Origin of the sequence: Citrobacter sp. Cpo148, from assembly GCF_030332375.1 — a bacterium.
Lineage (GTDB): Bacteria > Pseudomonadota > Gammaproteobacteria > Enterobacterales > Enterobacteriaceae > Citrobacter > Citrobacter portucalensis.
In genome coordinates, this window is record NZ_JAOWHY010000043.1 from 597,897 (window position 1) to 620,605 (window position 22,709).

Consider the following 22,709-nt stretch of genomic DNA (forward strand, 5'->3'; position numbering starts at 1 on the left):
ACGGTTAAACGGCTCGATATAATAATACGTTTACTTTTTCAGGTCTGTATTATTAAAAAGCCACGGAAAAATTCCGTGGCTTTTTTTATTAACCGCCAGCCAATTTAACTTTCATTCCTTTGGCTTCCAGCAGCGATTTAATCAGGTCGCGTTTATCACCCTGTATCTCAATCACGCCATCCTTCACTGCCCCGCCGCAACCACATTTTTTCTTCAGTTCCGCAGCTAATTTGGTCAGTTCAGCATCGTCCTGATCTATTCCAGTAATCAGGCACACGCCCTTACCTTTGCGGCCACTGGTCTGTCGCTGGATACGGACAATGCCGTCGCCTTTGGGACGCTCTGGGACGGCTTTCGGTTCATCAATACGCCCGGTGTCAGTTGAGTAGACCAGACGAGAATTTGAGTCGTTCATTTACGCACCTCGTTTCAGGGAGGCATTGATCATCTTCAGCGTCTGAGCCGGATCTGCCGACTGTGTGACCGGACGACCAATAACCATATAATCCACGCCAGCTGACTGTGCCTGTTCCGGCGTCATAATGCGACGCTGGTCGCCTGCCTCGCTGCCTTCAGGGCGAATACCCGGCGTAACCAGTTTAAATGCCTGGCCAAATGCCTGCTTGAATCGCACTGCTTCCTGCGCGGAGCATACGACGCCATCCAAACCACAATGTTGGGTTAAGCGCGCCAGCCTTTCCGCATGCTCCGCAGGTGACAACGTCACGCCTAGGTCGGCAAGATCGCTGGCTTCCATACTGGTCAGAACTGTTACTGCAATCAGCAGCGGCGCATCCTTGCCAAAAGGCGCCAGGGCTTCACGTGCAGCGGTCATCATACGCGCCCCACCTGAAGCATGAACGTTAACCATCCACACGCCAAGCTCGGCAGCTGCCGCAACGGCATGTGCGGTAGTGTTGGGAATATCATGAAATTTCAAATCAAGAAAAACGTCAAAGCCACGCTGTTGTAAATCGCGAACCAACTGAGGTCCAAAAAGCGTGAACATCTCTTTGCCCACTTTCAAACGGCAATCACGAGGATCAATTCTGTCGACAAAAGCTAATGCTTTATCACGATTGGAATAATCGAGAGCGACAACGACAGGAGAATCAGTAACAGCACGAGAAGAAGATGAAGCAGTAAACGTCATGACCAGACCTTCCTGAGGATGGGCGCCATCGGCGGCGCAAAATGGGTAAACGGCGTGCATTCTACCTGCGGCAATAGAAAATTAACAGGCGCGATTACATTTCTGCCAGGCGAATTTGGCAACGGTGGCTGAGGATGGATTGGTTACAGTTCATTAGTATGTTGTAACTAAAGTGAAGTTTTTTTTAAAAATTACAGCCCATCAAGTCCGCGAATAGGCTTAATGGTTGACCATGAGCGACAGGATGGGCAGTGCCAGTACAGTGTATATGCGGTAAATCCGCACTTCTGGCAACGATACCGAGGCTTGCTGCGCACCTGCTCCCCGACCATATCGCGCAGAACCATCAGGCTCTCTTTCGCGCGCCCTTCTTCTGCTTCGTTAAGATGGTAATCCATCAACTTGTGGAACACGCGCATCGTAGGATGGCGTTGTAGCTGGCGGGTAATATAAACCTGAGCGGTATCAGTCCCCTCACGCGCTTCAAGAATATCGGCCAGCATCAGCTCTGCGGCGGCGCCAGTATTCTCCTCAACGGCCCGACGTAAAAACTCGGCCCACTCATCGTTTTTCCCCAGATGCTGGTAGCAGCTTTGCAGCATTTCCAGCGTTTCGCTGACCAGTTCTTTATCCTGAGAAATCACGCGTTGCAGACTTTCAACGGCCTTCGCGTAATCGCCTTTCACCATGTACACACGGCCCATCATGATGGAAACACGTGCACTGTTTTTGTCTGCCGCAGCCCCTTTTTTCAACAGCGTCATGGCGCGATCCATATCGTCGCTGCCCATCTGCTGTAAGGCCAGTTCGCAGTAAAAGTGAGCTATCTCGATACGTTGTTTATCTTTACCGAGCTTCACCAGGCGTTCTGCAACATCAATCGCTTTCTGCCATTCGCTGGTCGCCTGATAAATTTGCAGCAGTTGCTGTAATGCACCGACGCGAAAATCTGTTTCATCGGTAAGCTGATTAAACATGTCTTCCGCGCGGTCGTACAGACCTGCGGCCATGTAGTCGCGCCCCAGCTGTTGTACGGCCAACAAACGCTGCTCGTAGGTTAGCGAAGCACTTTCCATTAACGTTTGATGGATGCGGATTGCACGGTCGACTTCACCGCGCGAGCGAAACAGGTTTCCGAGGGTGAGATGAGCCTCAACGGTGCCCGTATCCTCTTTTAGCATATCGAGGAACAGATCCACCGCTTTGTCTTGTTGGTTGCTCAGGAGGAAGTTAACCCCGGCGACATAGTCACGGGAAAGACGGTTAGCTTCATCCTGCTTGGTTTGTTGCGCACTTCTGCGACCCATATACCACCCATAGGCAGCGGCTACAGGCAAAAGCAGAAACAACAACTCCAACATAAATAATTATTCCTTCACAACCGACGAATCGGCAGAAACCGCAACGTCGGTCGCAGGCGTAAGCTGGTTTTCCAGTCGTTTGATTTTACGTTCGGCACGCGCAAGAGACACACGAACCTTCAGCCAGAAAAGGCCGCAAATTAACCAACCAATCGCGAAACCTGCGGCAAACAATACAGCAAGCAGCGTAGAGATACGATACTCGCCCTGAGCCAGCAGGTAATTAAACGTAACCTGTTGATCGTTTTGCGCACCTAATGTCACCGAAATAACAAAAATCGCCAACACCAGTAAGAAAATGAGTAAATATTTCACATTACTTCCCGTTATGTGGTTTGAGCGAATAAATCGTGTACAACTTACCGCGTTGAGCCCTTTAAATTACCATTTTCACAACGAGTGCGAAACGGAAAAGCGCTTTCCCCTTTCTGATTTAAGGGCAAAATTCGAAAAATCAATCATGGCTAACTTTCTTGTTCACGCTGAGCGATTTCTTTTTCCTCCTGCACAGGCGGCGTTAATGGTCCGCATACCCGCTGCGCAAGCCATGTCGCCAGTGTTACCAGCAACCATGAAATCAGTGTTGCAACGACCAAATCACGGGGCCAGTGCATGCCTAATAGCAAGCGGCTGCCCATAACGCCCGTAGCCCAGATAAGTAAAAACACAATCGTCAGCGTACGTCGGCGTGGCCATAACAGCCCTACAGCCAGTAAAGCCCAACTGGCGGCAAACATCGTATGCCCTGACGGAAAGGCAAACCCTGTTTCTTTTTGCCAGTGCTTACGTAGAAACGTCGGAATATCCTGTTGTTCGGCCAATTGCTCTTTAACTAAGTGACCACGATCTTTACGTTTTAAAGTGTAGAACTCATCAACAGGGATATGGTGCGTTTTTTCCAGCCACACGACAAAGGGCCGAGGTTCCTGCACCCTGTCTTTAACCCAGGACTTCACGCCCTGACCGACTAAAATTGCCGCAGCCAGGATCGCAAACAGCATTACCGCAGCTTTCAGACGAAAACGCAGACACCACAGAAACCATGCACAGAGAACAACGTGAGTGATAATACCCCACGGCTGCGTCACCGTTTCCGTTATCCAGTACAGAGATTTTAGCCACCAAACGTTATGTCCCGGCTGCCAGCTCCAGCCCGATACCCATACGGCAACCGGCATAATAAGTAGCAGCCCGGCCCCGACCGCAGTGCGCTTTGCAATTGACAGCATTGCCTCTCCTTTCGTCGATAAGTCTCACAATCATAACTGAAAAAAGCGCATGCCGGGGAAATTGACAATTTTGTGCCATTCCAAAAGCGAATCCGTTGTCGCGATTAGGTGAACATCGTTGCCTTATGGCAAAATAGTGCAATATAGAACAGAAGCCAACAGGCGACGGCACGACAGTGCCAGCATAATCTGGAGAATTACATGCAGCTTAAACGTGTGGCAGAAGCCAAACTGCCAACCCCCTGGGGTGATTTCCTGATGGTGGGATTTGAAGAACTGGCAACCGGACACGATCACGTCGCACTGGTTTTTGGCGATATCACAGGCCAAACGCCTGTCCTGGCGCGTGTCCACTCTGAATGTCTGACTGGCGATGCATTGTTTAGCCTGCGTTGCGATTGCGGTTTCCAGCTCGAAGCGGCTCTCACCCATATTGCTGAAGAAGGGCGCGGTATCCTGCTTTATCATCGTCAGGAAGGACGCAATATCGGCCTGCTCAATAAAATCCGCGCCTACGCGTTGCAGGACCAGGGTTATGATACCGTTGAAGCTAACCATCAGTTGGGCTTTGCGGCAGATGAGCGTGATTTCACGCTGTGTGCGGATATGTTCAAGCTGCTTGGTGTGGACGAAGTTCGTTTGCTGACCAATAACCCGAAAAAAGTGGAAATTCTGACCGAAGCGGGAATCAACATTGTTGAACGCGTGCCGCTGATTGTGGGTCGTAACCCGAACAATGAACATTACCTGGACACCAAAGCCGCCAAGATGGGACATTTGCTGGGCAAGTAATAATTGTTACCGTCGATAAAAAAGCCTGCTCTCGCAGGCTTTTTACTTCTAGCTCAACATATTACGAATCACGTAGTGCAGAATGCCATCGTTTTGGTAGTACGTTAGCTCCGTCGCGGTATCGATACGGCAGCGGCATAAAACAACTTCTTTACGTCCATCCGAGCGAACCATACTCACCGGCACTGTTGCACCCGGTTTGATGTTTTGCAGATCCGTAATATCGATCGCTTCCTCACCGGTTAGTCCCAGCGTTTTACGCGTGACGCCCTGTGGGAATTCCAGCGGCAAAATCCCCATACCAATCAGGTTAGAACGGTGAATTCGCTCAAAGGATTCAGCAATAACCACGCGAACCCCCAGCAAGCGCGGGCCTTTCGCCGCCCAGTCGCGGCTGGAGCCGGAGCCATACTCTTTCCCGGCAATAACCGCCAGAGGGATATTCTCCTGTTGATATTGCATAGCCGCATCATAGATAGCCACTACCTCAGTTCCCGGCAAATGACGCGTCATCCCACCTTCCACGCCGGGTACCATCTCATTGCGAATACGAATATTGGCAAAGGTGCCACGCATCATCACTTCATGATTCCCGCGTCGTGAACCGTAGGAGTTAAAATCTTTACGCTCCACGCCGTGGCTTTGCAGATAACGACCTGCCGGGCTATCCGGCTTGATACTGCCGGCAGGAGAAATATGGTCGGTGGTGACGGAATCTCCAAGCATTGCAAGGATACGCGCACCATGAATGTCCTGGACCGGATCCGGCGTCGCCTGCATACCATCGAAGAACGGCGACAAGCGGATATAGGTTGAGTCAGACTGCCAGCCATAGGTATCAGCCCGATCAACCTGGATTGCTTTCCATTCCGGCGTGCCTTCAAACACTTCAGCATACTCTTTATGGAACATGGCGGTAGAGACCTGCTCCACGGCACGGGCAATTTCCTGAGCCGTCGGCCAGATATCTTTCAGATATACAGGATCGCCCTTTCTGTCATGCCCTAACGGATCTTTCGTCAGATTGATATTCATATTCCCCGCCAGCGCATAGGCCACCACCAGCGGCGGAGACGCTAACCAGTTGGTCTTCACGAGCGGATGGATACGCCCCTCAAAGTTTCGGTTGCCGGAAAGCACAGCACCAACGGTGAGGTCGCCTTTTTTGATAGCAGTCTCGATAGGATCGGGTAACGGACCCGAGTTACCGATACAGGTGGTACAGCCATAACCTACAAGGTTAAATCCCAGCTCATCAAGGTACGGCGTGAACCCTGCCTGCGCCAGATAATCAGACACCACCTTCGATCCTGGCGCCAGCGAGGCTTTCACCCATGGCTGACGTTTCAGACCCAGCGTCACTGCTTTTTTCGCCAGCAGCCCCGCCGCCATCAATACGCTTGGGTTAGAGGTGTTGGTACAGGAAGTAATCGCTGCAATAACCACAGCACCATCCGGCAGCTGGTACTGGTGACCGTTCATTGTATAGTCCACTGGCTGGCGATCTTTCAGTGAGCTATTCACTTCGAGTTCATTACTCGCCGAAAACGCTTTCGGGACATCAGCCAGTGCCACCCGATCCTGCGGACGCTTCGGTCCGGCAAGGCTAGCTTCTACACTGCCCATATCCAGCTCCAGTGAACTGGTAAATACGGGTTCATCCCCAGGATTACGCCACATGCCCTGCGCTTTGGCATAGGCGCTGACCAGCTCAACCTGCTCCTCACTGCGCCCACTCAGACGCATATATTCAAGAGTGATGCTATCGATCGGGAAGAAACCGCAGGTTGCGCCGTATTCCGGTGACATATTCGCAATGGTTGCCCGGTCGGCCAGCGGTAAGGTGTCCAGGCCATCACCGTAGAATTCAACAAATTTACCGACCACGCCGTGCTTACGCAGCATCTGGGTGACGGTCAGAACCAAGTCAGTCGCGGTGATACCTTCCCGCAGCTTGCCCACCAGTTTAAAGCCCACAACATCCGGGATAAGCATAGAGACGGGTTGACCCAGCATTGCTGCTTCGGCCTCAATGCCTCCAACGCCCCATCCCAGCACACCGAGACCATTAATCATTGTCGTATGGGAATCGGTTCCGACCAACGTGTCAGGGTAAGCCACCCACTCACCGTCCTGTAACTCGCTCCAGACGGCTTTGCCGAGGTATTCAAGGTTAACCTGGTGGCAAATCCCCGTTCCCGGCGGCACAACGCTGAAGCGACTAAATGCCTGCTGTCCCCATTTCAGGAACACATAACGCTCATGGTTACGTTCCATTTCCAGGCGTACGTTTTCTTCGAAAGCATCATCATCACCAAAACGGTCCACCGTTACCGAGTGGTCAATGACAAGGTCCACTGGCGAAAGCGGATTCACTTTTGCTGTATCTCCGCCCAAACGTTTCACCGCTTCGCGCATGGCGGCCAGATCGACCACCGCCGGCACGCCGGTAAAATCCTGCATCAGAACACGAGCGGGTCGATAGGCAATTTCACGATCGGCATGGGCAGTCTTCAGCCAATGCGCGAGCGCATGAATATCATCTTCGGTTACGGAATTACCATCCTGCCAACGAAGCAGGTTTTCCAGTAACACTTTCAGCGATTTTGGTAGTCGGGTGATATCACCCAGTGATTTAGCGGCCAGAGGTAAACTGTAGTAGCGGTAGGTTTTATCTTTAACCTGCAATGTGTCCTTACTGGCTTCTCGTAGGGTCGACGACATAGCTCCTCCTTAAATGACAGGGTTGGATCCCCTGATTTCCTCAGGGTTAGTATTAAAGATAACACAAACAAAATGTAACGCTTTGATAACAACTCAAATTGATAAAAGTAGCGCGCGATACAAAAGCGCGAAGTGAGGTCAATGGTAGGGAGTAAGGTCTAGCCGTGTAGATGAATAGGATGAATATTCAGCAGGCAATAGCGCAATCGATAATACGTTGATTAGGTGGCTGATGGTGAATACATGGGATAAACGATTCGATATTTAAGGCCACTAGGTAATCGTTATTATTATAAAATACGTACGAATTATTGTTTCTGTTTATCATCATCGGTTAACAGATCAATAAACGCCCGTTGTTCAGGAGAAAGATTCCAGGATTCGGGTATCTTTGGATCTTTCTCGGCTACGGTTTTGCTCTCTTGCTCATGGTCATGAGACGCTGGCGTCACGGTAGAGTGCTGCTCCGGTGCGGACATACTTACCCCCACACGTTCCAGGCCACGAGTGCGACAATAATCCAGAATATCGCAGAGCCAAGAAACACGGCGAACCAGGCTTTACGTTTCATCGCGGGATCCCGGCGTGCAGGCTGGTTTCCTGAAGGCATCGCTAACCTCATACTATCGAAATCACTTATCATTTAGGCACCAAACAATTGGTACAATTAATCATCAGATAGGAGAAATCCTAATAAAAAAGGCGAAAAAAAGCCAGTTAATTTTCGGATTCGATCTGATAAATAAATCAATTGTTTGATCAATTATGAATATTTGAGAGTGATTTTTGGCAAGCTGACTAATTTGAAACTACTTTAGAGAACTTTTTCCATAAATAATATATGGTTAATATATAGGAGGAGAAATAATGAATAAATTCAGACTCTCCCGTCGGTATCACTTTATGCTTACGGATACCGACGAGGTAACAACCGTTATTATTTCTCAGGCAATTTAATATCTTTAAACATGGCTTCAATATCATCGTTGGAACGCAGTGCCACCGCCGTGTCCACCACATCACGCGTCAGATGCGGCGCGAAACGTTGAATGAAATCATACATGTAACTACGTAAGAAGGTGCTGCGACGAAAACCAATTTTGGTGGTGCTATGGCTGAAGATATCGTGCGCATCCACACGTACCAGGTCAGGATCGGAAACAGGATCAACCGCCATACTGGCAATTACACCCACGCCGAGACCCAGACGGACATAGGTTTTAATAACATCGGCATCGGTCGCGGTAAAAACAATACGCGGCTCCAGACCCGCACGGTTAAACGCGGTGTCCAGCTCCGAACGCCCGGTAAATCCAAAGGTGTAGGTCACCAGTGGATACTGTGCCAGTTCCTCAATAGAAACCGAAGATTTTCCCGCCAGCGGATGATCCGGCGTGACGACAATCGAACGGTTCCAGTGGTAGCAAGGTAACATCACCAGATCGTCATACAGATGCAGGGCTTCCGTCGCGATGGCAAAATCCGCATTCCCTTTCGAGACGGCTTCGGCAATTTGCGTCGGCGATCCCTGATGCATATGCAATGAAACACGAGGATATCGCTCAATAAAACCTTTAATCACGTTCGGCAAAGCGTAACGTGCCTGGGTGTGCGTGGTGGCGATATATAGCGAGCCTTTATCCGGCCAGGTATGTTCGCCAGCAACGGACTTAATAGCATCTACCTTAGACAGTACTTCGCGCGCAATACGGATGACTTCCTGCCCCGCTGGCGTAACCTGGGTCAGATGCTTACCACTACGGGCGAAAATCTGGATGCCAAGTTCATCTTCCAGCATACGAACTTGCTTACTGATACCGGGCTGAGAGGTATAAAGCCCTTCCGCCGTTGAGGAGACATTAAGGTTGTGGTTCACCACCTCAACAATGTAGCGAAGCTGCTGTAATTTCATGTTATGCCATCCCGATTCGCGCCATCAAATCATCGTTTCAGTGCAGGCTCGTGGGCGCTGCTAATACGATTTAATAATAAAAAGACTGTTAACTATAACCACTATATCATTTATATGTCCGCTGTATAGGTATGACAAAAAATAATATGCCAGAAACAAAAAGGGCCGCTTTCGCGACCCTTTGAGGAGAAATTCAGCCGAAACGCTGTTATTTCTTCCCTTCTACCCATTTACCGTCAACGAAGAACGCGGACCAGCCTGTCGCCTTACCGTCTTTCTCAGCGGCAACGTATTGCTGCTTGGTTTTACGGCTGAAACGAACCATAGACTTGTTACCATCCGGGTCTGTTTGCGGCGCATCTGCCAGATAACGCAGTTTTTCCGGCAGGCGATCGCGGAAGCGGTACAACTCTTCCACCAACGGCGCACGAGTCTCACGTGATTTCGGGAACGTATTGGCCGCCAGGAAGATACCTGCAGCACCATCACGTAACACGAAATACGCGTCAGATTTTTCACACGGCAGTTCCGGCAGCGGAACCGGATCTTCTTTCGGCGGAGCAACTTCACCGTTACGCAGGATCTTACGGGTGTTTTTACACTCGTCGTTAGTACACGCCATGTACTTGCCGAAACGTCCCATTTTCAGGTGCATTTCAGAACCACATTTTTCGCACTCTACGATAGGACCGTCATAACCCTTGATACGGAATTCACCCTCTTCGATCTCGTAGCCGTCGCAGGTTGGGTTATTACCACACACATGCAATTTGCGCTTAGGATCGATGAGATAACTGTCCATTGCCGTACCGCACTTCTGGCAGCGGCGTTTGGCGCGCAATGCGTTCGTTTCCGCGTCATCGCCTTCCAGCACGTTCAATACTTCGTTTTCCGGCACCAGGTTAATGGTGGTTTTGCAACGCTCTTTCGGGGAAAGTGCGTAGCCGGAGCAACCAAGGAAAACGCCGGTACTGGCGGTACGAATACCCATCTTGCGTCCGCAGGTCGGGCAATCAATGCTGGTCAGCACCATCTGGTTCGGACGCATACCGCCTTCTTCAGGATCTTTCTCGGCTTTATCTAACTGCTGAGTAAAATCAGTGAAGAAGTTGTCGAGTACGCCCTTCCATTCGGCTTCGTGATTCGCCACCTGGTCGAGGCTGTCTTCCATCTGCGCGGTAAAATCGTAGTTCATCAGTTCGCGGAAGTTTTCTTCCAGACGATCGGTGACGATTTCACCCATTTTTTCAGCGTAGAAACGACGGTTTTCAACGCGAACATAACCGCGATCCTGAATCGTAGAAATGATCGACGCATAGGTGGATGGACGACCAATGCCACGCTTTTCAAGCTCTTTAACCAGCGAAGCTTCACTGAAGCGTGCAGGCGGCTTGGTGAAGTGCTGCGCAGGTGTCAGCTCGATAAGCGTCAAGGTATCGCCTTTGTCCACCGCCGGTAAGATGCGATCTTCATCGCCCTTACGCAGCGCTGGCATCACTTTGGTCCAACCATCGAAGCGCAGAATACGACCACGCGCTTTCAGACGGAAATCACCCGCACCCACGGTCAGGGTGGTAGAGTCATATTTCGCTGGCGTCATCTGACAAGCAACAAACTGGCGCCAGATCAGCTGATACAGTTTTTGCGCATCGGCTTCCATATCTTTCAGCGACTCCGCCAGTACGGCGACATCGGAAGGACGGATAGCTTCGTGTGCTTCCTGCGAGTTCTCTTTGCTGGCGTACTGGTTCGCGCTCTCCGGCAAATATTTTTTGCCAAAATTATCACTGATGTAATCGCGAACCATGGTGACAGCATCCTGGCTCAGGTTGGTTGAGTCAGTACGCATGTAAGTGATGTAACCCGCTTCATACAAGCGCTGCGCCATCATCATGGTTTTCTTCACACCAAAGCCCAGACGAGTGCTCGCAGCCTGCTGTAGCGTGGAGGTAATGAACGGTGCGCTCGGCTTGCTGCTGGTCGGTTTATCTTCACGTTCCAGGACGCTATAGCGCGCTTTTTCCAACAGGCTAACCGCGGCAAGCGTTTGTTCCCGATTTACAGGACGGAACGGTTTATCATTTTGATGCGTCACCTCAAGCGGCAACGCGTCACCGCCCGGCGTGGTCGTGTTAGCATCAATTTCCCAGAACTCTACTGGAACAAATGCTTTGATTTCGCGTTCACGCTCAACCACCAGACGCACAGCCACAGACTGTACGCGACCGGCAGACAGACCACGCGCAATTTTTTTCCACAGCAGTGGCGACACCATATAGCCCACAACACGGTCCATAAAGCGGCGCGCCTGTTGCGCATTAACACGATCGATGTTCAACTCGCCCGGTTTTTCAAACGCCTGGCGAATAGCATTTTTGGTAATTTCGTTAAACACCACGCGGCTGTAGCGGGTGTCGTCGCCACCGATGACTTCCCGCAGGTGCCATGCAATGGCTTCCCCTTCGCGGTCAAGGTCGGTTGCGAGATAGATGTGGTCGGCTTTTTCAGCCAGTTGCTTCAGTTCAGAAACAACTTTCTCTTTACCAGGCAGCACTTCATAGCGCGCATCCCAGTTGTGCCACGGGTCAACACCCATACGGTTGACGAGAGCGCCACGTTCATCCTTTTTGGGCTTTTTAGCCGTTTTGGTGGAGGTTGAGTCGGCGCTCTTTTTAGTTGCTGAGCCACTGGTCGGCAAATCACGGATATGACCGACGCTGGATTTCACCACGTAGTCATTACCCAGATACTTGTTGATCGTTTTGGCTTTTGCCGGGGACTCAACGATGACAAGAGCTTTACCCATATTCACCTTTACCTAATTTGATTCTTCCAGAATGCGTCGCACGTTGATTCACCTTCCACTGGCGACGAGACATCGATATGGTCTCTGCGTCGGCGGATATCAACCCCTTAAACTGTTTCGCGCTTGTAATGTAACTCTCATGTAACTGAGTTAACAGGCTTTTTTTCTCACAAACGCTCTAGCACGACGAAGTATTGGTCGAATGTCAAGCAAATCTGTTGCCAGATTGACGAAAGCGTCACACTGTACCTGATAAAATGCGTTACGCAACTTTATTAGCATGCAAAAACAAATCTCGCCAGTTGTAACACTGTCGTAAAACCTTCATTTATGTCAGGGAATATTTGCCCATAAGGCGGGCTCAGCGTAGACTAATGTCCTTGTTTAAGGAGTAAATCATGCATAAAGACACTCAACCCATCGATCGCGAAACACTGCTGATTGAAGCCAACAAAATCATTCGTGAGCATGAGGACACGCTGGCGGGGATTGTCGCCACCGGCGTTACGCAGCGAAACGGCGTGTTGGTTTTCAGCGGAGATTACTTTTTAGACGAGCAAGGGCTACCAACGCCCAAAAGTACGGCTGTGTTTAATATGTTTAAACACCTGGCGCACGTACTTTCTGAAAAGTATCACTTGATCGATTAACTCGAGAAATAATTTGCCGGATGGCGGCAACGCCTTATCCAGCCTACATTGATGCCTATTTGTAGGCCGGATAGGATATGTGAGCATCGCTATCCGGCAATGACAATTTTACATCAGTGGCTTCTGCCCCCGCTGCCACCAGCGCATCAGCAAACGATCGGCGCTCTCCGCCGCACTACCGGTAAAACGATCCATCAGCTTTTTACGCTGCAGATAGCGAACGTTCAACACTTCACGACCTTCCATCAGCCCGAGGATCACCTCATCGCTGGTATTGATCTCATCCACCAGCCCATTTGCCAGCGCCTGTTGACCAAACCAGTGTTCACCCGTGGCAACCTGCTCAATGTCCAGAGTCGGGCGCATACGATGGACAAAATCTTTAAACAAATGATGCGTTTCGTTCAGATCTTCACGGAATTTCTGCCGCCCTTCTTCCGTGTTCTCGCCAAGCAGCGTCAGCGTACGCTTGTACTGTCCGGCGGTGTGCAGTTCGATATCAATATCTTTCCCTTTCAGAAAGCGGTTAAAGTTCGGGATCTGCGCTACCACGCCAATTGAGCCGACGATAGCAAACGGCGCCGAGACAATTTTATCTGCCACGCAGGCCATCATATATCCGCCGCTCGCAGCGACTTTATCTACCGTGACGGTCAGCGGGATCTGCTTATCGCGCAGGCGTTGTAACTGGGACGCAGCCAGGCCATAACCATGTACCACACCGCCCGGGCTTTCCAGACGAACCACCACCTGATCCTGAGGTTTAACAACCGCCAGCACCGCCGTCACCTCTTCGCGTAATGCGCTGACCTCATGGGCATCCATACTGCCTTTAAAATCAAGCACCCATACACGGGGTTTATCTGATGACGTACTGTCACCCAGTTTCGCTTTTGCCTTGGCGGCCTTCGCCTCCAGCTTCTGTTTCTTTTTCTGCGCCTTATGCCAGAATTTTTGCTGATGCCCATCCAATAAGGCCAGCGACAGGTCTTCCTTCATCTCTTTATATTGATCGCTGAGGTTAATAACCCGCAATTCCCCACGCTGACGTTTGCGTTGTGTCGCGTTTACGATCAGCATCACCACCACTGCAATAGCCACCACGACAGTGACAATTTTTGCCAAAAACAACCCATATTCAGACAACAATTCCACGAGACCCACCTTGGTTAAACAACGCGACTTCCGCTCAGTGTACAACAGGCGTGTCACCTCGTCTTGCTTCATACATCCAGTGCTGAATCAGTAAAAAGCATGACAAAGCGTTCATTTTGCGGTGTTATTGCCTTTGGCTGATTGAAAAAGAACAGGGTTTAAGGCATAAAGCCCAAAAGTTATTGCGAACGAGATGGCCAGGGCGTCGCCGAGGAGTAGCCGTGCATTACCAACCTAAACAAGACCTTTTACAGGACCGCATTATTCTTGTCACCGGTGCCAGCGATGGTATCGGACGCGAAGCCGCGCAGACCTATGCACGCTATGGCGCGACCGTTATCCTGCTTGGGCGTAACGAAGAAAAACTGCGTCAGGTTGCCCGCACTATCGCCGATGAAAACGGAACACAACCACAGTGGTTTACACTGGATTTACTGACCTGTACCTCTGAAGAATGTCACCAGCTTGCACAGCGCATTGCCGCACATTTCCCACGTCTGGATGGCGTACTGCATAACGCCGGATTACTCGGCGATATTTGCCCAATGAGTGAACAAAACCCGCAGGTCTGGCAGGATGTGATGCAGGTAAATGTGAATGCCACTTTTATGCTGACTCAGGCATTGCTGCCGTTGTTACTCAAATCCGATGCCGGATCGCTGGTCTTTACCTCTTCCAGCGTCGGCCGCCAGGGACGCGCCAATTGGGGGGCGTATGCCACCTCAAAATTTGCTACCGAAGGGATGATGCAGGTTCTGGCTGATGAGTATCAAAACCGTCATCTGCGCGTAAACTGTATCAATCCTGGTGGAACACGAACTGGCATGCGAGCCAGCGCATTCCCCACGGAAGATCCACAAAAATTGAAAACTCCCGCCGATATTATGCCGCTCTACCTGTGGCTGATGGGCGATGACAGCCGCCGTAAAACCGGTATGACTTTTGACGCCCAGCCGGGCCGTAAACCAGGAATTGCCCAATGAGTGAAGAACGCTATCAGCAACGTCAACAGCGCGTAAAAGATCGGGTTGACGCACGCGTTGCCGCCGCTACGGACGAGCGCGGGATCATCATCGTATTCACCGGAAATGGTAAGGGTAAAACTACCGCCGCATTCGGTACCGCCACGCGCGCGGTGGGCCACGGTAAAAAAGTCGGCGTCGTACAATTTATTAAAGGTACGTGGCCAAACGGAGAACGTAACTTACTTGAACCCCACGGAGTAGAGTTTCAGGTTATGGCGACAGGATTTACCTGGGAAACGCAAAACCGTGAGTCCGACACCGCGGCCTGTATGGCCGTGTGGGAACATGGTAAGCGGATGCTGGCCGACGATGAACTGGATATGGTGGTGCTGGACGAGCTGACCTATATGGTGGCATACGACTATCTGCCGCTTGAAGAGGTCATCACTGCCCTAAACGCGCGCCCTGCCCATCAAACGGTGATTATCACCGGCCGTGGATGTCATCGCGATATTCTGGAGTTAGCGGATACGGTCAGCGAGTTGCGCCCGGTCAAGCATGCGTTTGAAGCGGGCGTAAAGGCCCAGATAGGGATCGATTACTGACAGTAGGCCGGATAAGGCGCTTGCGCCGCATCCGGCTCCACGCTAACGCCTGATGGCGCTTTGCTCATCAGGCCTACTCATAATTAACCGTTGTTGCTACGACCACCCGGACGACGGCTGCTACCGACCTGTGAGTGGCGCTTCACCGCACGACGGATCTGATTTGCCTTCATGCGACGACGATCTTTCTCGACGGCAACTTTAGAGGTCGTTTCCGGCTTCAGCTCCACCAGTTCACGCAGATAGTTGGTCTGCGCGAGGTCAAGCTCGGTCCAGCCACCACGCGGCAGGCCTTTCGGCAGCGGGATATCACCGTAACGAACACGAATAAGACGGCTTACCTGTACACCTACAGCTTCCCACAGGCGACGGACTTCACGGTTACGCCCTTCGGTCAACGTGACGTTATACCACTGGTTGATCCCTTCACCACCGCTGAACTTGATCGTTTTAAATGCCGCCGGACCATCTTCCAGCTGTACGCCACGACTCAGATCGCGCAGTTTTGCATCATCAACCTGACCAAACACACGTACCGCATATTCACGTTCAACTTCACGGCTTGGGTGCATCAGACGGTTAGCCAGTTCACCATCGGTGGTAAACAGCAGTAAACCGCAGGTATTCACGTCCAGACGCCCTACGGCAATCCAGCGCGCATCACGCAGTTTTGGCAAACGATCGAACACGGTCGGACGACCTTCCGGGTCGTTGCGGGTACACAGTTCACCTTCTGGCTTGTAATAGGCCAGAACGCGGCAGATTTGCTCTGCAGACTCTTTAACCGAAATCAGATGACCGTCGATACGGATTTTCAGACCCGGAGTGACTTCAACGCGATCGCCGAGCGTGGCAATTTTGCCATCAACGCTCACGCGACCCGCGGCAATAATAGATTCGATTTCACGGCGAGAACCGTGGCCAGCGCGCGCCAGCACTTTTTGTAACTTTTCGCTCATAGAGCTTCCTTTAGATGTCGCCTTCACAGGCGTCGAACAGGAGAATCAACGGCGCCAGTCAGCGCCATTTTAAGGCCGCGTAGTATAGCGGTTCGCGCCCTTATAAGAAAGGTTTAACGTCGCCGACGCCTTCACGCAACACCACCGGGGAATCGTCGGTTAAATCGATGACCGTGGTCGGCTGCTGACCGAGATAGCCACCGTGAATAATCAAATCCACCAGTTTTTCCAGACGGTCTTTGATCTCTTCCGGGTCTGACTCAGTAAATTCACTGCCCGGCAGCATCAGCGATGTAGAGAGCATCGGCTCGCCCAGTGCTTCCAGCAGCGCCAGCGCAATCGGATTCGATGGCACACGCAGGCCGATAGTCTTACGTTTTTCCTGCAACAAACGGCGCGGAACTTCTTTCGTCCCTTTCAGGATGAAGGTGTAGTTACCCGGCGTGTTGTTTTTAATTAAACGGAATGCCACGTTGTCGACAAACGAATAGGTCGACAGTTCGGACAGGTCACGACACATCAGCGTAAAGTTGTGTCCGTCCGGCAGGTGACGGATGCGGCAAATGCGCTCCATGGCGCCTTTATCTTCAATTTTGCAGCCCAACGCATAGCCGGAATCGGTTGGATAGACGATCACCCCACCTTTACGCACGATTTCAACGGCCTGATTGATCAGTCGCTGCTGCGGGTTTTCGGGATGAATATAAAAAAACTGGCTCATACTTTCCTCTCTGTGGTCTCGGGCTGCTCCCAAAGTTGCCAGACGCCTTCTACACCTGCGGGCAACCAAAGTTTACGACCCAACTCAATCCATGGGCAGGGTAGATGAAAATCAGACCCTTGCGATGCCCACAGTTGATGCGAACGCGCAAGCGTCGCCAGATGGGTGCGTTCATTGGGAGACTGCTGGCACTGTGCTACTTCCATCGCGTCGCCGCGATGTTCAGCAAAATGCGCAACCAGTCTTTTCAGCCACTTAGCGCTAAGATCGTACCGCCCTGGATGAGCCAGAACAGCCTTACCGCCAGAATGATGAATGACATCAATAGCTTGTTCTATTGTACACCACTGTGGCGGAACGTAACCGGTTTTCCCACGGGCAAGATATTTTTTAAAGACATCCGCCATGGTTGTGGCTTTTCCACATTCCATCAGGAAACGCGCAAAATGGCCCCGCGTAACCGCCCCGCCATCGGCCAGGCGTAACGCCCCTTCCCAAGCGCCGGGGATATGCGCTTTGTCGAGTCGTTCGGCAATCAGGCGTGCACGCTGCTGACGACGTTCCGTTTGTTGCGCCAGAAACTCGCACATCATGGGATGGGCGATATCAATGTTCAGACCCACTATATGGATCTCATGGTTTTCCCAGACCGTTGATATCTCGACGCCAGGGATCAAATTTAAGGCTAAACCTGAACGTGAAATTTCTTCTCTTGCCGCCGCAATGCCGGCCGTGGTGTCATGATCGGTGATCGCCAGTGTACCGACTCGCATTTCTACCGCACGGTGTACTAAGGCTTCTGGCGTTAATCGCCCATCGGAGGCTGTAGTATGACTGTGCAGGTCATAAATCACTGCGTAATTCGTGTCGCTCAAGGCGGCTCCCGTTTCAATAAATGTCGTATCACGCCCATCATAGCGGTTTCGACAAATATACTGAAATCAGGTGTTGACTTTATTCCATCGAACTAGTTAACTAGTACGCAAGTTCACATGAAGAAGGTATCTGAGATGAAAGCAACATTTGTTCTGCACGGTTGGTGGCGCACTTCCTGATTTCGGGCAGTGTCTTACGTCTGCAATATGCAACCAGATACCCGGCCCGCCAAATGAGCGGGCTTTTTTTTGAACAAAATTAATGAGAATAACGATGCAAACTCAAAAACCGACACTCGAACTGCTTGCCTGTGATGCCGCCTACCGTGAGAATCCGACGGCGCTGTTTCATCAAGTGTGTGGCGCACGTCCAGCAACACTGCTGCTGGAATCTGCAGATATCGACAGCAAAGACGATCTGAAGAGCCTGCTGCTGGTCGACAGCGCATTACGCATTACCGCTCTCGGTGACACTGTCACTATTCAGGCATTGTCCGCAAACGGCGCATCGCTGCTGTCGCTGCTGGATGTTGCCCTGCCCGCTGGCGTTGAGAACGAACAACAGCCGAATGGTCGTCATCTGCGATTCCCTGCCGTCAGCCCACTGCTCGATGAAGACGCCCGCTTATGCTCCCTGTCCGTATTTGATGCATTCCGTTTATTGCAGGAGCTGGTTAATGTTCCAGCGCAAGAACGTGAAGCAATGTTCTTCGGCGGTCTGTTTTCTTACGATCTGGTTGCGGGTTTTGAAGAGTTGCCACAGCTTGAAGCGGGCAACCGTTGCCCTGACTACTGCTTCTATCTGGCAGAAACGCTGATGGTTATCGACCACCAGAAAAAAAGCACCCGTATTCAGGCCAGTATTTTTACCCCCAATGATGCGGAAAAACAGCGTATTAACGCTCGTCTGGCGCAGTTGAGCCAGCAGCTTACCGAGCCTGCGCCGCCGTTGCCGGTCACTGAAGTCCCGCAGATGCGCTGCGAGTGCAATCAGAGCGATGAAGAGTTTGGCGCCGTAGTTCGTGGCATGCAAAAAGCGATTCGCGCGGGCGAAATTTTCCAGGTGGTGCCATCCCGCCGTTTCTCGCTGCCCTGCCCATCTCCGCTGGCGGCCTACTATGTGCTGAAGAAAAGTAACCCCAGCCCATACATGTTTTTCATGCAAGACAACGAGTTCACACTGTTTGGCGCCTCCCCGGAAAGCTCGCTGAAATACGATGCCACCAGCCGCCAGATTGAGATCTACCCGATTGCTGGTACTCGCCCGCGCGGTCGTCGTGCGGACGGTTCGCTTGATCGCGATCTCGACAGCCGTATCGAGCTGGAGATGCGTACCGACCATAAAGAGCTTTCTGAGCACCTGATGCTGGTTGACCTTGCGCGCAACGACCTGGCGCGCATCTGTACGCCTGGCAGCCGCTATGTTGCTGACCTCACAAAAGTCGATCGTTACTCCTTCGTTATGCACCTGGTTTCGCGCGTGGTCGGCGAATTGCGTAGCGATCTGGATGTGCTGCACGCTTACCGCGCCTGTATGAATATGGGCACGTTAAGCGGAGCGCCAAAAGTTCGCGCCATGCAGCTTATCGCCGAGGCCGAGGGTCGTCGCCGTGGCAGCTACGGCGGTGCGGTAGGTTACTTCACGGCGCATGGCGATCTGGATACCTGTATTGTCATTCGCTCCGCCCTCGTGGAAGACGGTATTGCCACCGTACAAGCCGGTGCTGGGATTGTTCTGGATTCTGTACCGCAGTCTGAAGCCGATGAAACCCGTAATAAAGCGCGCGCGGTTCTGCGTGCTATCGCTACCGCGCACCACGCACAGGAGACCTTCTAATGGCTGACATTCTGCTGCTTGATAACATCGATTCTTTTACCTATAACCTGGCGGATCAGCTGCGTACTAATGGTCACAATGTGGTGATTTACCGCAACCATATTCCGGCCCAGACGTTGATTGACCGCTTAGCAACCATGAAAAATCCGGTGCTGATGCTTTCTCCAGGACCAGGCGCGCCAAGCGAGGCAGGTTGCATGCCGGAGCTGTTAACCCGTTTGCGCGGCAAGCTGCCAATCATCGGTATTTGTCTGGGACACCAGGCCATTGTTGAAGCCTATGGTGGATATGTGGGTCAGGCCGGAGAGATCCTTCACGGCAAAGCGTCCAGCATTGAACACGACGGTCAGGCGATGTTTGCCGGTCTGGCGAATCCGCTGCCGGTGGCACGCTATCATTCACTGGTTGGCAGCAACGTACCTGCTGGGTTGACCATTAACGCCCACTTTAACGGCATGGTGATGGCGGTACGTCACGATACCGATCGCGTCTGCGGCTTCCAGTTCCATCCGGAATCAATTCTGACCACCCAGGGCGCGCGTTTGCTGGAACAAACGCTGGCCTGGGCGCAACAGAAGCTTGAACAAACCAATACGCTGCAACCCATTCTGGAGAAACTGTATCAGGCCCAGACGCTGTCCCAGCAGGAAAGTCACCAGCTGTTTTCCGCAGTCGTTCGCGGTGAACTGAAGCCGGAACAACTGGCTGCGGCGCTGGTGAGCATGAAAATTCGTGGCGAACACCCGAATGAAATTGCCGGTGCGGCAACCGCGCTGCTGGAAAACGCCGCCCCGTTCCCGCGCCCTGATTATCTGTTCGCCGATATTGTCGGTACCGGCGGCGACGGCAGCAACAGCATCAATATTTCTACCGCCAGCGCCTTTGTTGCGGCGGCTTGCGGACTGAAAGTTGCCAAACACGGCAACCGCAGCGTCTCCAGCAAGTCTGGCTCTTCGGATCTGTTAGCGGCATTTGGCATCAATCTGGATATGAACGCTGATAAATCCCGTCAGGCGCTAGACGACCTCGGGGTGTGTTTCCTGTTTGCGCCGAAATATCACACCGGTTTTCGCCATGCCATGCCGGTACGTCAGCAGTTGAAAACCCGCACGCTGTTTAACGTGCTCGGCCCGTTGATTAACCCGGCGCATCCGCCGCTGGCGCTGATCGGTGTTTACAGCCCGGAACTGGTGCTACCGATTGCTGAAACGCTGCGCGTGCTGGGATATCAACGAGCAGCCGTGGTGCACAGTGGTGGCATGGACGAAGTTTCGCTGCATGCGCCGACCATTGTGGCAGAGCTGCACGATGGGGAAATCAAGAGTTATCAACTGACGGCAGAAGACTTTGGTTTGACGCCTTACCACCAGGAACAGCTGGCTGGCGGCACGCCGGAAGAAAACCGTGACATTCTTAGTCGCTTGTTACAAGGTAAAGGTGAAGCCGCTCATGAAGCTGCTGTTGCCGCGAATGTCGCCATGTTAATGCGCCTGCACGGTGAAGAAGATTTAAAAGCCAATGCGCAAACCGTGATTAATGTACTGCGTAGCGGTGCGGCCTATGACCGCGTCACTGCACTGGCAGCAAGAGGGTAAATGATGCAAACCGTTTTAGCGAAAATTGTCGCAGACAAGGCGATTTGGGTAGAAGCCCGCAAACAGCAACAACCGCTGGCCAGCTTTCAAGATGATGTTCAGCCTGGCTCACGTGATTTCTACGATGCGCTGCAAGGTGCACGCACCGCCTTTATTCTGGAATGCAAAAAAGCATCTCCATCAAAAGGCGTGATCCGTGATGACTTCGACCCTGCACAGATTGCGAGCATCTATAAACATTATGCTTCCGCGATCTCCGTACTGACCGATGAGAAGTATTTCCAGGGGAGCTTTGATTTCCTGCCTATCGTCAGCCGCATCGCACCGCAGCCGATTCTGTGTAAGGACTTTATTATCGATCCTTACCAGATTTACCTGGCGCGTTTCTACCAGGCGGACGCCTGTTTGCTGATGCTGTCGGTGCTCGATGATGAGCAATATCGTCAACTCGCCGCCGTCGCCCACAGCCTGAAAATGGGCGTACTGACCGAAGTCAGTAACGAAGAAGAGCTGGAGCGTGCTATCGCACTGGGCGCCAAAGTCGTTGGTATCAACAACCGTGACTTACGCGATCTGTCGATTGATCTGAATCGCACCCGTCAACTGGCACCGCGACTGGGTCATGGTGTGACCGTCATCAGCGAGTCCGGCATCAATACTTACGGTCAGGTGCGCGAGCTCAGCCACTTCGCTAACGGTTTTCTGATTGGCTCCGCGCTGATGTCGCATGCTGATCTGCACGCCGCCGTGCGACGCGTACTGCTCGGCGAGAATAAAGTCTGCGGTTTAACCCGGGCTCAGGATGCAAATGCGGCATACGAAGCGGGTGCCATTTACGGCGGCTTGATTTTTGTCCCCACATCACCGCGCGCGGTCAACGTTGAACAAGCGCGAGAGGTCATGACCGGCGCGCCGCTGCAATACGTCGGGGTGTTTCGCAACTCAGATATTACCGACGTGAGCGCAACAGCGGCGGAGCTGGGACTAACTGCCGTGCAACTGCACGGTAACGAAGACCAGTCCTATGTTGACGCCCTGCGCGACTTACTGCCCGCACAGGTGCAAATCTGGAAGGCACTCAGCGTCAGCGAGACGTTGCCAGCCCGTGATTATCAGCATGTCGATAAATACGTCTTCGACAACGGCCAGGGCGGCAGCGGTCAACGCTTCGACTGGTCACTTTTAGGCGGACAATCGCTGGATAACGTTTTACTGGCTGGCGGACTCGGCGCAGATAACTGCGTTGACGCGGCAAAAACCGGCTGTGCCGGTCTCGATTTCAATTCTGGCGTAGAGTCACAGCCGGGCATCAAAGATGCACGTCTTCTGGCTTCGGTCTTTCAGACGCTGCGCGCATATTAAGGAAAAGG

The 22,709-nt window shown here is 52.0% G+C and carries 22 protein-coding genes and 1 other annotated feature; of the genes, 8 read left to right on the forward strand and 14 right to left on the reverse strand.

Annotated elements, in window-relative coordinates; translation table 11 throughout:
* Positions 1 to 88: 88 nt before the first annotated feature.
* The 5 genes from yciH to pgpB all read right to left on the reverse strand — a co-directional run bounded on the left by yciH (position 89) and on the right by pgpB (position 3,743).
* Positions 89 to 415, reverse strand: coding sequence for a stress response translation initiation inhibitor YciH (yciH, locus tag OGY10_RS12785; protein ID WP_003833315.1), 327 nt, complete (start codon positions 413 to 415; stop codon positions 89 to 91).
* Positions 416 to 1,153, reverse strand: a complete 738-nt coding sequence (gene pyrF / locus OGY10_RS12790; RefSeq protein WP_020996371.1) for an orotidine-5'-phosphate decarboxylase — start codon at positions 1,151 to 1,153, stop codon at positions 416 to 418. It lies immediately after the preceding gene.
* 191 nt (positions 1,154 to 1,344) lie between these two features.
* Positions 1,345 to 2,514, reverse strand: coding sequence for a lipopolysaccharide assembly protein LapB (lapB, locus tag OGY10_RS12795; protein WP_008784929.1), 1,170 nt, complete (start codon positions 2,512 to 2,514; stop codon positions 1,345 to 1,347).
* Between the two features lie 6 nt (positions 2,515 to 2,520).
* Entirely contained in the window at positions 2,521 to 2,829 is a 309-nt protein-coding gene (locus tag OGY10_RS12800; RefSeq protein ID WP_003020595.1) for a LapA family protein, read from the reverse strand.
* Positions 2,830 to 2,978: 149 nt separating this feature from the next.
* The gene (pgpB, locus tag OGY10_RS12805) at positions 2,979 to 3,743 is read right to left on the reverse strand and encodes a phosphatidylglycerophosphatase B (RefSeq protein WP_003833318.1); all 765 of its coding nucleotides are present in this window, start codon (positions 3,741 to 3,743) and stop codon (positions 2,979 to 2,981) included.
* Between the two features lie 201 nt (positions 3,744 to 3,944).
* Here pgpB and ribA point away from each other — a divergent pair, with 201 nt between their 5' ends.
* Entirely contained in the window at positions 3,945 to 4,535 is a 591-nt protein-coding gene (gene ribA, locus OGY10_RS12810; protein ID WP_003020601.1) for a GTP cyclohydrolase II, read from the forward strand.
* Positions 4,536 to 4,583: 48 nt separating this feature from the next.
* Here the strand turns inward: ribA and acnA are convergent, their stop codons facing one another.
* The 5 genes from acnA to topA form a co-directional block, all read right to left on the reverse strand.
* Positions 4,584 to 7,259: an aconitate hydratase AcnA gene (gene acnA / locus OGY10_RS12815; RefSeq protein WP_100272385.1), complete on the reverse strand. Its 2,676-nt coding sequence runs from the start codon at positions 7,257 to 7,259 to the stop codon at positions 4,584 to 4,586.
* A gap of 308 nt (positions 7,260 to 7,567) precedes the next feature.
* The gene (locus OGY10_RS12820) at positions 7,568 to 7,738 is read right to left on the reverse strand and encodes a YciX family protein (protein ID WP_165612489.1); all 171 of its coding nucleotides are present in this window, start codon (positions 7,736 to 7,738) and stop codon (positions 7,568 to 7,570) included.
* A 2-nt stretch (positions 7,739 to 7,740) separates the two neighbouring features.
* Positions 7,741 to 7,881, reverse strand: a complete 141-nt coding sequence (locus OGY10_RS12825; protein ID WP_213732144.1) for a YmiA family putative membrane protein — start codon at positions 7,879 to 7,881, stop codon at positions 7,741 to 7,743.
* 315 nt (positions 7,882 to 8,196) lie between these two features.
* Complete coding sequence (cysB, locus tag OGY10_RS12830) at positions 8,197 to 9,171, reverse strand: HTH-type transcriptional regulator CysB (RefSeq protein ID WP_003020610.1); 975 nt, start codon at positions 9,169 to 9,171, stop codon at positions 8,197 to 8,199.
* Positions 9,172 to 9,379: 208 nt separating this feature from the next.
* Positions 9,380 to 11,977, reverse strand: a complete 2,598-nt coding sequence (topA, locus tag OGY10_RS12835; protein ID WP_286576855.1) for a type I DNA topoisomerase — start codon at positions 11,975 to 11,977, stop codon at positions 9,380 to 9,382.
* 398 nt (positions 11,978 to 12,375) lie between these two features.
* On the opposite strand from topA, the gene OGY10_RS12840 reads away from it, so the two are divergent.
* The gene (locus OGY10_RS12840; protein WP_003020616.1) at positions 12,376 to 12,627 is read left to right on the forward strand and encodes a YciN family protein; all 252 of its coding nucleotides are present in this window, start codon (positions 12,376 to 12,378) and stop codon (positions 12,625 to 12,627) included.
* Positions 12,628 to 12,735: 108 nt separating this feature from the next.
* On the opposite strand, the gene sohB is transcribed toward OGY10_RS12840, so the two are convergent.
* On the reverse strand, positions 12,736 to 13,782 hold the full coding sequence (gene sohB, locus OGY10_RS12845; RefSeq protein WP_032934465.1) for a protease SohB: 1,047 nt from the start codon (positions 13,780 to 13,782) through the stop codon (positions 12,736 to 12,738).
* Between the two features lie 221 nt (positions 13,783 to 14,003).
* Here sohB and OGY10_RS12850 point away from each other — a divergent pair, with 221 nt between their 5' ends.
* Both OGY10_RS12850 and cobO read left to right on the forward strand, forming a co-directional pair.
* Positions 14,004 to 14,765, forward strand: a complete 762-nt coding sequence (locus tag OGY10_RS12850; RefSeq protein ID WP_267454972.1) for a YciK family oxidoreductase — start codon at positions 14,004 to 14,006, stop codon at positions 14,763 to 14,765.
* On the forward strand, positions 14,762 to 15,352 hold the full coding sequence (gene cobO, locus OGY10_RS12855; RefSeq protein ID WP_003833333.1) for a cob(I)yrinic acid a,c-diamide adenosyltransferase: 591 nt from the start codon (positions 14,762 to 14,764) through the stop codon (positions 15,350 to 15,352). Before OGY10_RS12850 ends, cobO begins: the two co-directional genes overlap by 4 nt.
* Before the next feature lie 83 nt (positions 15,353 to 15,435).
* On the opposite strand, the gene rluB is transcribed toward cobO, so the two are convergent.
* The 3 genes from rluB to rnm all read right to left on the reverse strand — a co-directional run bounded on the left by rluB (position 15,436) and on the right by rnm (position 17,907).
* The gene (rluB, locus tag OGY10_RS12860; protein ID WP_003020625.1) at positions 15,436 to 16,311 is read right to left on the reverse strand and encodes a 23S rRNA pseudouridine(2605) synthase RluB; all 876 of its coding nucleotides are present in this window, start codon (positions 16,309 to 16,311) and stop codon (positions 15,436 to 15,438) included.
* Positions 16,312 to 16,411: 100 nt separating this feature from the next.
* Positions 16,412 to 17,032: an L-threonylcarbamoyladenylate synthase gene (locus OGY10_RS12865; RefSeq protein ID WP_003833336.1), complete on the reverse strand. Its 621-nt coding sequence runs from the start codon at positions 17,030 to 17,032 to the stop codon at positions 16,412 to 16,414.
* Positions 17,029 to 17,907: an RNase RNM gene (rnm, locus tag OGY10_RS12870; RefSeq protein WP_208744248.1), complete on the reverse strand. Its 879-nt coding sequence runs from the start codon at positions 17,905 to 17,907 to the stop codon at positions 17,029 to 17,031. Before rnm ends, OGY10_RS12865 begins: the two co-directional genes overlap by 4 nt.
* Positions 17,908 to 18,042: 135 nt before the next feature.
* Between rnm and trpL the strand changes: the two genes are divergently transcribed.
* From trpL to trpCF, 4 genes are all read left to right on the forward strand, one after another.
* Positions 18,043 to 18,087: a trp operon leader peptide gene (gene trpL / locus OGY10_RS12875; RefSeq protein ID WP_012905981.1), complete on the forward strand. Its 45-nt coding sequence runs from the start codon at positions 18,043 to 18,045 to the stop codon at positions 18,085 to 18,087.
* Positions 18,064 to 18,158 (forward strand) — a sequence feature (Trp leader region). (Overlaps the previous gene by 24 nt.)
* A gap of 23 nt (positions 18,159 to 18,181) precedes the next feature.
* Positions 18,182 to 19,744 carry an anthranilate synthase component 1 gene (locus OGY10_RS12880; RefSeq protein WP_286576859.1) on the forward strand — a complete coding sequence of 521 codons (1,563 nt, stop codon included), beginning with the start codon at positions 18,182 to 18,184 and terminating at the stop codon, positions 19,742 to 19,744.
* Entirely contained in the window at positions 19,744 to 21,339 is a 1,596-nt protein-coding gene (trpD, locus tag OGY10_RS12885; RefSeq protein WP_003020639.1) for a bifunctional anthranilate synthase glutamate amidotransferase component TrpG/anthranilate phosphoribosyltransferase TrpD, read from the forward strand. Before OGY10_RS12880 ends, trpD begins: the two co-directional genes overlap by 1 nt.
* 3 nt (positions 21,340 to 21,342) lie before the next feature.
* The gene (gene trpCF / locus OGY10_RS12890; protein ID WP_079935308.1) at positions 21,343 to 22,701 is read left to right on the forward strand and encodes a bifunctional indole-3-glycerol-phosphate synthase TrpC/phosphoribosylanthranilate isomerase TrpF; all 1,359 of its coding nucleotides are present in this window, start codon (positions 21,343 to 21,345) and stop codon (positions 22,699 to 22,701) included.
* The last annotated feature ends 8 nt before the right edge of the window (positions 22,702 to 22,709 follow it).

Coding starts and splice junctions, on each gene's coding strand:
- yciH (WP_003833315.1), bottom strand. CDS start 415: ATGAACGACTCAAATTCTCGTCTGGTCTACTCAACTGACACCGGGCGT.
- pyrF (WP_020996371.1), bottom strand. CDS start 1,153: ATGACGTTTACTGCTTCATCTTCTTCTCGTGCTGTTACTGATTCTCCT.
- lapB (WP_008784929.1), bottom strand. CDS start 2,514: ATGTTGGAGTTGTTGTTTCTGCTTTTGCCTGTAGCCGCTGCCTATGGG.
- pgpB (WP_003833318.1), bottom strand. CDS start 3,743: ATGCTGTCAATTGCAAAGCGCACTGCGGTCGGGGCCGGGCTGCTACTT.
- ribA (WP_003020601.1), top strand. CDS start 3,945: ATGCAGCTTAAACGTGTGGCAGAAGCCAAACTGCCAACCCCCTGGGGT.
- acnA (WP_100272385.1), bottom strand. CDS start 7,259: ATGTCGTCGACCCTACGAGAAGCCAGTAAGGACACATTGCAGGTTAAA.
- OGY10_RS12820 (WP_165612489.1), bottom strand. CDS start 7,738: ATGTCCGCACCGGAGCAGCACTCTACCGTGACGCCAGCGTCTCATGAC.
- OGY10_RS12825 (WP_213732144.1), bottom strand. CDS start 7,881: ATGAGGTTAGCGATGCCTTCAGGAAACCAGCCTGCACGCCGGGATCCC.
- cysB (WP_003020610.1), bottom strand. CDS start 9,171: ATGAAATTACAGCAGCTTCGCTACATTGTTGAGGTGGTGAACCACAAC.
- topA (WP_286576855.1), bottom strand. CDS start 11,977: ATGGGTAAAGCTCTTGTCATCGTTGAGTCCCCGGCAAAAGCCAAAACG.
- OGY10_RS12840 (WP_003020616.1), top strand. CDS start 12,376: ATGCATAAAGACACTCAACCCATCGATCGCGAAACACTGCTGATTGAA.
- cobO (WP_003833333.1), top strand. CDS start 14,762: ATGAGTGAAGAACGCTATCAGCAACGTCAACAGCGCGTAAAAGATCGG.
- rluB (WP_003020625.1), bottom strand. CDS start 16,311: ATGAGCGAAAAGTTACAAAAAGTGCTGGCGCGCGCTGGCCACGGTTCT.
- OGY10_RS12865 (WP_003833336.1), bottom strand. CDS start 17,032: ATGAGCCAGTTTTTTTATATTCATCCCGAAAACCCGCAGCAGCGACTG.
- OGY10_RS12880 (WP_286576859.1), top strand. CDS start 18,182: ATGCAAACTCAAAAACCGACACTCGAACTGCTTGCCTGTGATGCCGCC.
- trpD (WP_003020639.1), top strand. CDS start 19,744: ATGGCTGACATTCTGCTGCTTGATAACATCGATTCTTTTACCTATAAC.
- trpCF (WP_079935308.1), top strand. CDS start 21,343: ATGCAAACCGTTTTAGCGAAAATTGTCGCAGACAAGGCGATTTGGGTA.